Consider the following 8,892-nt stretch of genomic DNA (forward strand, 5'->3'; position numbering starts at 1 on the left):
GTATTTTTCTTTTGTAAGTCTAATCTTTCGCAAGAAAAAACGATAATTGCTGTTTCCAAGAAAAATATCTCTTTTGTCACAACCACGATTGAATAAATGATAAATTCCACCTTGCTCATATATCATTTTTGCTCCTCGCTAACCTTGAAAAAGTTTATAAGGCTTTTCTTCCTGCTTAACTTTTTCAACGGTTTTCTTACATTATATCACTTATTATTCTTATCTTTCACTACAAACCATTGAAAAGGTTGATGTGAAAGAATTCCTCTGGATAAAGCCTTTTCAAGGTTTCATCTACCTTGAAAAAGTTTATAAGGCTTCTCTTCCTACTGAACTTTTTCAATGGTTTTTTACATTATCACTTATTATCCTTGTCTTCAACGACAAACCATTGAAAAGGCTGACTTGAAAGAAATCCTCTGGAAAAAGCCTTTTCAAGGTTTCCTATAGTCTTCCACCCATCAATAATGCCATGATAGCTTTTTGAGCATGCAGACGATTCTCTGCTTCATCATAAACTACGCTTTGCGGTCCGTCGATCACGGCGTCAGTTACTTCCATATCACGATCTGCCGGTAAGCAATGCATATAAATTCCGTTTTTATCGATCAGTTTCATTTTCTTCTCATCGCAGATCCAATGCTTGTTTTTCTCAAAAAGGTCTTTCATCCCGGCAAGATTTTCTTCTTTGATCTTCTTTCCGGATTCATCTACTTGAGCAAAATAATCCATTGCACCCCAGGATTTCGGATAAACAACATGAGCATTTTCAAAGGCTGCTTCCATATCGTCTGTTTCTTCAAAACTGCTTCCGTTTTGAACAGCATATTCATTGCATTTTTTGATGATTTTCGGATCGAGTTCAAAACCTTTCGGTCGTGCTAGAACGACATCCATTCCCAAAAGTGAAGGAGCAAGAGCAAGACTTTGCGGGACTGCAAAAGGTTTAGCAGTAGAGCCGGAATAAGCCCAGCTGATCACGAATTTTTTCTTTTTGAAATCACCAAATTTTTCTTTGATCGTCAGCATATCTGCCAGAGCCTGGCAGGGATGATAAACATCGCATTCCATATTGATGATGGGAATGTCAGCATAATGAGCAAATTCTTTCATCGTCTCATGAGCAAATCCATAGATCCATTGCGATGGTGCTCCATACATCCTGATGGCAATCGCATCTCCGGTTCTGCTGAGAACTTGAGCAACATCACAGATTCTTTCAGTTTTATATGGTATTTCAAAACCTTTACGAGCAGGAGTGTAAGTTTTCCCCGGTTCCAGATCGACATGAAATCCGCCGAGTTGCTGGATTCCGGCAGCAAAAGTGCTTCTCGTTCTTAATGAACTATTAAAGAACATCGTATAAAGAGTTTTTCCTTTTAAAATATGAGAAGTATCTTCATTCAAAGCAAATCTGGTTTTCAGATCTTCTGCCAGACGCAATAAAGACTCCCATTCTTCCTTCGTGTAATCGATTTCCGGACTTAACCAGTCCCTTCCTAAAAATTTATTTGAACGCATAATTCCTCCTTGTAATTTTATATTTAATATTGAAAATTGAATATTTTTAAATGGTTTGAGTTTGTTTTAGACCTTCCGAATGGTTGAAAACCTTCGGAATGGTTGGTGAATACAAATATCAACCATTGTGAAGATTTCGTTTCTTAAACATCCGTCAAAAGCCGGACATGGTTCGCAAGGTTTTATATTAACAAATTCAATTAATTATTGGATAAGAAGATACAGGATAATCTGCGAGTTTTGTAAATTCTAGAAAGCATTCCGTGAATTTCCAGATTCAGCATATTTCCCTCTCTCCTTTTCTTAATTAAGAATTTGAGTGTAATTTTTTAAAACAGTGGAAATAATGTCAAACAAGTTTTGCATTTCTTTCTGAAAAATTCCATAAGGATTGCATAATTTGATTTCTCCATTTTGCCTAAACAGGTTATAAATGATATGATTGAATCTTAACTTTATGTTTTGTTCATCTAAAACGATAAATCCATTATTCTGACTGCTTAAAAAATCCTCATTTTTCCAGAAAAGCGTGAATTTATCTTTATAAGGAGCTCCTTGATATGGACAAAAAGTCTCGCAATTTCCGCATTCATTACACATTCCGTCGAGATGCAGGATTTGATAAATATCTTTGAAATTTTCGGATTTTACTTTAATTGGAATATTTGCTCGATTAGGACATACTTCTGTGCAGATGTTACAAATGAAATTGCATTCAAGGCATCTTTCTGCTTCAAGTTCAACTTTCCGAAACTTATCTATAAGATTTTCTTCATTAGAAGTTTCGGAAAGTTTGAGCGTAGATCGGAACTTGTTCCGAATCTCTTCAGAACGGTTTCCTTGGTCGGTTGTTCTCGACTCGAATCCGATTGTATCGGACTCTCTCAAGTCAAGTCCAGCCTTGATGATTCCTTTTTTGGAAGTTATCTCTCTAATTCGATTTTTATTATTGAAATCGGTTTTATATTCAAAGAAATTTTCTGGAATTTCACCTTTTTTGGAAATTATTGCTTTTGCTATTTTCGTTCCGTCGGCTATCGCTTCTACAACTGTCGAAGGACCTCGAAATGCATCACCTCCAATAAAAACATTTTCGATATTGGTTTCGTTAGTTTCTTTGTTCACAGCGATATCCCAATTTGAATCTACTTCAATTCCATTTTTTTGGAGAATATCATAATCTGCAATTTCCCCGATCGCTGAAAGTACATAATCAATTTTGAATTCTTCAAAACTGTTCTTGATCGGGATCGGTCTTTTCCTTCCACTTTTGTCCGGTTCTCCGAGCTTCATTTTGCTGCATTTCAAAATCGAATTATGGAAAGAAACAGGATTCAACAGTTCTTTAAAGATAACTCCATCTTTCAACGCATTTTCCAGTTCTTCTTTCTCAGCAGGCATAAATTCTCGTGTTCTGCGATAAATAATGTAAACTTTTTCAACACCTTCGACTCGCAAAGCAGCTCGTGCTGCATCCATTGCAGAATTCCCTCCACCAATAACCGCAATATTTTTACCAATATCTAAAGATTTTTTTTCTTTTTTGAATTTTTTCAGGAATGCGATTGCATCTAAAACTTTCTCACCATTTACATCAAGTTGGAGTTTTCGCGATTTTCCAGCACCAATCGAGAGCACAATATAATCGAAACCGGATTCTTTCAATGCTTTTATGGAAAAATTAGCATCAGAATTAAATTGGAATTTCACTCCGGTTTTTTTGATGATATCCAGGTCATTTTCAATCGCTTTTTGAGGGATCCTGAAATTCGGGATTGTGTGTTGGACAACTCCACCCGGTTTGTCTGTTTTCTCAAATATAGTAACATTAAATCCGGCTTTTGAGAGAAAATATCCGCAGGAAAGCCCGCTCGGTCCTGCTCCGATGATAGCAGTTTTTTTTTCAAACTTGCCAAATTTATAGAAATTTGGCAAGTTTTCACTATATCCTTTCTCTGCAGCAATCCTCTTCATCTCCCTGATCAAAATCGGATCTTCATAATCCAATCTTGTGCATTTAAGCATACATTTATGATCACAAATATACCCGGTAATAAAAGGCAAAGGATTCTTTGTCAGAATTACTTCTAAAGCCTTTTTGTAGCGTTTCTCACTAACCAGACGAATGTATTCCGGTATATCCTGATTGATCGGACAGCCTTGCATACAGGGAGCTATATAGCAGTCAGTGAGAGGAAGTTTCAGTTCGATTTTTCGATCATGAACAGGCTTTCTTTGTTTGATATAATCGACTTCGTTCAACGATTCCTCTGCCAAATTCTGCAACTTCTCGACATCGATTTTTCTACCTTTCGGAAGCATGTTGTCTTCTGCTTTCATCAGCGCATCAGCGATTTGCTTCAACCGGAAATATCCACCCGGTTTAAGCAAAACGGTAGCCATTGTAATCGGTTGGATTCCTGTTTGGATGATTTTCTTGATATTGAAAATATCAGCACCACCGGAATAAGAAATTGGTAAATCTCCATCAAACTCCGAAGTAAGTTTGGATGCCAGATTGATCGTGAGCGGATGCAATATCCGTCCAGAAAGATACATTTCATTACCGGGAAGAATTTTTTTTGTATTTATTACAGGAAGTGTATTAGAGAGTTTTACTCCAAATTCCCTGTTGTTTTCCAAAGCAAATTTTTGGAGTCTTTTCAGCATTTTTATAGCATCATCATATTGCAGATCGTGTTTGAAAGAATTCTCTTTTAACTCAATATTTTTATAGCCCATTTTGATAAAAACATTCTGCACAAAATCAAATCCCAACAAGGTTGGATTCAGTTTCACAAAAGTATGAAGTCGCTTCTCTTTGATCAGATATTTGCAGATTTCTTCCTGATCTTCCGGTGGACAACCGTGCATTGTAGAGAGAGTTATTGAATTCGAAATATGCGAAGAGATTTTCTCGATGAAATCAGAATTTATTATATTTGGAATTTCATCTTTTTTGATTTTTCTTTTTAGAATATCTTTACATTCATTGAAGAAATCACCTTGGGAAGCATCTTTTAAATTCTTAATAAAATCATCGATCTTTTTGGATTTTATTCCTTTCAAATCATAACCGACACTCATATTGAAGACAAAATCTCTTTCCTTGTTTTTTGACAGTTTAAAATAATCCTTCAAAAAATAGAGTAAAAACCAGGCTTTGACATATTCCTCGAAAGCTTGCTGTACGGTCAGTTCCGTTGACCATTCTGTGTTATATCCTTCATCTTCTGCTTCGATGCACGGTTTTTCGATTTCCAATTCATCGAGGATCTGCACAGTTTTCAATTCGAAGAATCTGCCACCGCAGAGATATGCAGAAGCAATATTTTGAGCAAGTTGTGTGTGCGGTCCTGCTGCCGGTCCGATCGGAGTTTCCAGTTTTTCTCCCAGCAATATCAATGAACGGCTATCATTATTTCTAAAGAGTTTCTCTTCCGGAATCCCGAAAATAGTTTTTTGATCTCGATATTCCTTTATGATCCAATCGAGAAGTCTCTCGAAAGGAATTGGTGTCATTTTGTCACTCATTTATTTTCTCCTCCAAATTTAACCTTGAAAAGGTTTACAAGTGTTTTCTTCAAAAATCTCCGCAGGAGATTACTGAACCTTTTCGACGGTTCATTTTTTCCAATCTTCCCAACCGTTGAAAAGGCTAATTGAAAGAATTTCTCTGTGGGAAGCCATTTTCAAGGTCTTTCTTTCAACGGTTTCAAAATTTGAATTAGCAATAAATGGTCAATCTCTTTTCCAATACCTTGAAAAAGTTCAAAAGGATTTTCTTCAAAAATCTCCGCAGGAGATTACTGAACTTTTTCACCGGTTTACTGTTACAATCCTTCCAACCGTTGAAAAGGCTAACAAGAAAGAATTCCTCTGTTTGAAGCCGTTTTCAAGGTCTTTCCGCTTTTTTCTTGACACTCAATTAAAATGAAAATTTTTGAGGAAGTTTTTCAGAAGGGAAATTGGAGAAAAAATGAGTAATAATCGAATTACGGAACATCCTATCCTGCCGATATTAGATCGTCCTGAAATCACATTTTATTGGAACAAAACACCTATGAAAGCAAAAAAAGGGGAAGTGATATCTTCTGCTCTCTTTGCTAACGGTATCAAAATCTTCGGACATCATTTTAAAGATGGTAGTGCACAAGGTATTTTTTGTGCCAACGGACAATGTGCAAAATGTTCAGTGATCGCCAATGGAATTCCGGTAAAATCCTGTATGACAACAGTTAAGGAAAATATGATCATCGAAAGTGTGGAAGGACTTCCTAAACTGCCGGATGTTCAGGAAAAACCTGATATTCATGATATTAAGCAAATAGAAACGGAAGTTCTGATCATTGGTGGCGGTCCAGCCGGACTTTCGGCTGCGATCCAACTTGGAAATCATGGAATTCAAACTCTTGTAGTTGATGATAAAAGCGAACTTGGCGGAAAATTAGTTCTGCAAACTCATAAGTTTTTTGGTTCTGTTGAAGATTCTTATGCCGGAACTCGTGGTAATGACATTGGAAAGATGCTTACCAAAACAGTTATGGAAAATAAAAAGATCGAAACCTGGACAAACAGCATTGCACTTTATGTTTTCAAAGATAAAAAAGTTGGAATTCTTAAAGATGGAGTTTACAAACTTGTTTCTCCTGAAATCATTTTGAATACTGCCGGAGCAAGGGAAAAATTTCTTCGTTTCAAAGGAAATTCTCTGGCAGGAATTTACGGAGCCGGAGCTTTTCAAACACTTGTAAATAGAGATTTAGTCAGACCGACAAATCGTTTGTTCATTATCGGTGGTGGAAATGTCGGACTGATTGCCGGTTATCATGCTTTACAAGCTGGAATCGATGTTGTCGGGCTGGCAGAAGCACTTCCGAGATGCGGTGGATACAAGGTTCATGCGGATAAATTAAAAAGACTTGGAGTTGAGATCTACACATCTCATACGATAACAGCAGCTTATGGAAAGGAATCTGTTTCCTCGATCACGATTTCGCAGATCGACAAGGATTTCAAAGCTATCGAAGGAACGGAGAAATCTTTCGAATGTGATACTGTGCTGATCGCGGTTGGTCTGGAATCTGTCAGCGAATTTACTGAAGAAGCAAAAACTGCCGGATTGAAAGTTTATTCAGCAGGAGATGCTCATGAAATTGCCGAAGCATCGTCAGCCATGTTCAACGGGAAAATAGCTGGTTTGAAAATTGCCGGAGAAATGCGGGAAAATATTGAGGAAATTCCGGATAGTTGGTTTGAGAAAGCAGAAATTCTAAAAAAAGAGCCTGGCAAAATTTCCGAAGTGAAAATCCCCGATTTGAATAAAGGTGTTTTTCCTATGATCTTTTGTGTTCAGGAAATTCCCTGTAATCCGTGTTCTACGATCTGTCCGACCAATTCCATTTTTATGAAAGGTGATCCGATCATGGATCTGCCCGTTTATGAAGGAAAATGTATCGGTTGCGGGAAATGCGTTGCCATTTGTCCGGGATTGGCGATAACTCTCGTTGATTTCAGGAAAAATCCGGAATCTCCTTTCGTAACTGTTCCTTACGAGGTTTCCAATTATCAAGTTAAGATTGGTGATCTTGTTGAATGTGTGGATATGGATGGGAATTACCTGGAAAAATGCGAAGTTGTCGATATCAAAGATAATAAACTTACAAATAAAGCCCAATTGATCAAACTGAAAGTTCCCAAAGAGATTGCAAAAAAGATCGTCTCATTCAAAATTCAACCTGACGAAATTTCTAAACCATTTGAGAGTATCTCTGAAAAAAAAGCAAATGAAGAAATGGTTTGCCTTTGCGAGAGAGTTACAGCTGAGGAAGTGCGAAATCTAATCCAAAAGGGAATTACAGATATGAACCAGATCAAAGCGATCACACGAGCTGGAATGGGACCTTGCGGAGCTAAATCGTGTAACAATCTGATCAATCAGATTTTCCGGGAGCAGGGAATTCCATTAGAAAAAATCGAGCAGAATACAAGAAGACCTCTTTTTGTGGAAGTTCCATTAGGAAAATTCGGAGGTTCTGATGAATAATTTTGATGTTATTGTAATCGGTGCTGGATCTGTTGGAGTTCCAACTGCTCTTGCTTTGGCGGAAAAGAAACTGAAAGTGTTGGTCATCGATCATCTTTCATCACCGGGTCAAGGGCAGAACAAAAAAGCGATTGGAGGTATTCGAGCAACTCACTCTGATTTCGGTAAGATCAGGATCAGCCAACAAAGTATCGAGATTTTCTCGAGTTGGAAAGAAAAGTATGGAATGGATATTGGCTGGATTTCCAATGGATACAGTTTTCCTGCTTATTCTGATCAAGATGAGAAAAAATTAAAAGATCTTCTGAAAATCCAGAAATCTTTTGGTTTAAACATTGATTGGATTTCAGCAGAGGAATATGCAAAATTAGTTCCTGGAATTAATGAAGAAAATCTGAAAGGTTCGACATATTCTCCCGATGACGGCAGTGCTTCTCCTCTTCTGACGATCAATGCCTTTTATCTAAAAAGTTTGGAATTGGGAGCAGAATACAAATTCCGAGAAAAAGTGATAGATTTGAAAAAAGTATCAAATAGTTTTAATGTTAAAACAGATAAAGGAAATTATGCCTGTAAATTTATCATTAATGCTGCTGGAAACGAAGCAGCAGAAATCGGAAAAATGCTGAATATTGAATTACCTGTAGTTCCTGATAGTCATGAAGGTGCGATCACAGAGCCTGTCGAAAGATTTTTTGGTCCGATGATCGTTGATATGCGTCCTTCAAAGGATTCTGCGAATTACTATTTTTATCAGAATAACGAAGGTCAGATAATTTTCTGCATTACACCCACTCCTCCTTTTTATGGAACTGACAGTGATTCAACTTCCTGGTTTCTTCCCAAAGTTGCCAAACGAATGGTCGCTCTATTTCCTAAACTGGCAAATCTGAAAGTCCGTAGAACCTGGCGCGGTCAATATCCGATGAGTCCGGACGGATTTCCTATTGTTTCCAATACAAAAGAAATCCACGGATTTATCCAGGCTGTTGGTATGTGCGGACAAGGTTTCATGCTCGGTCCGGGATTGGGAGAATTAATTGCCAGAATGATTACTGATGAATTATCAGAAGATGATCACAGAATCCTGAAAAGTTTTGAACTTTATCGTGATTTTTCCGGGATGGAACAGTTCAAATAAATCCATTCGACTCGTAAGCGAAGCGGCGAGTTGAAATAAGAAAACAAATGAAATCCATAATTAAATTCTCATTTATTTTTATCTTTTCATTTTTGTTCAGCGAAGAAGATTTTGATCTATCATTCGACGATTCATTTTTATTGGAAAATGACGCAAAATCTTTATCTGAAATGATTATTAAAGA

General features: G+C 37.1%; 4 protein-coding genes. 2 read left to right on the forward strand and 2 right to left on the reverse strand.

Translation table 11 applies throughout. The features are described from left to right. Nucleotides 1-444 precede the first annotated feature (444 nt). Nucleotides 445-1,521, reverse strand: a complete 1,077-nt coding sequence (locus tag ENL20_05740; GenBank protein HHE38057.1) for an ornithine carbamoyltransferase — start codon at nt 1,519-1,521, stop codon at nt 445-447. A 303-nt stretch (nt 1,522-1,824) separates the two neighbouring features. Next, complete coding sequence (ygfK, locus tag ENL20_05745) at nt 1,825-5,055, reverse strand: putative selenate reductase subunit YgfK (GenBank protein ID HHE38058.1); 3,231 nt, start codon at nt 5,053-5,055, stop codon at nt 1,825-1,827. Between the two features lie 445 nt (nt 5,056-5,500). Between ygfK and ENL20_05750 the strand changes: the two genes are divergently transcribed. Both ENL20_05750 and ENL20_05755 read left to right on the forward strand, forming a co-directional pair. Further along, the gene (locus tag ENL20_05750) at nt 5,501-7,567 is read left to right on the forward strand and encodes an FAD-dependent oxidoreductase (protein HHE38059.1); all 2,067 of its coding nucleotides are present in this window, start codon (nt 5,501-5,503) and stop codon (nt 7,565-7,567) included. Beyond that, entirely contained in the window at nt 7,557-8,708 is a 1,152-nt protein-coding gene (locus ENL20_05755) for an FAD-binding oxidoreductase (protein HHE38060.1), read from the forward strand. Before ENL20_05750 ends, ENL20_05755 begins: the two co-directional genes overlap by 11 nt. Nucleotides 8,709-8,892: the final 184 nt, after the last annotated feature.

Source organism: Candidatus Cloacimonadota bacterium, from assembly GCA_011372345.1.
Lineage (GTDB): Bacteria > Cloacimonadota > Cloacimonadia > Cloacimonadales > TCS61 > DRTC01.

Coding starts and splice junctions, on each gene's coding strand:
- ENL20_05740 (HHE38057.1), bottom strand. CDS start 1,521: ATGCGTTCAAATAAATTTTTAGGAAGGGACTGGTTAAGTCCGGAAATC.
- ygfK (HHE38058.1), bottom strand. CDS start 5,055: ATGAGTGACAAAATGACACCAATTCCTTTCGAGAGACTTCTCGATTGG.
- ENL20_05750 (HHE38059.1), top strand. CDS start 5,501: ATGAGTAATAATCGAATTACGGAACATCCTATCCTGCCGATATTAGAT.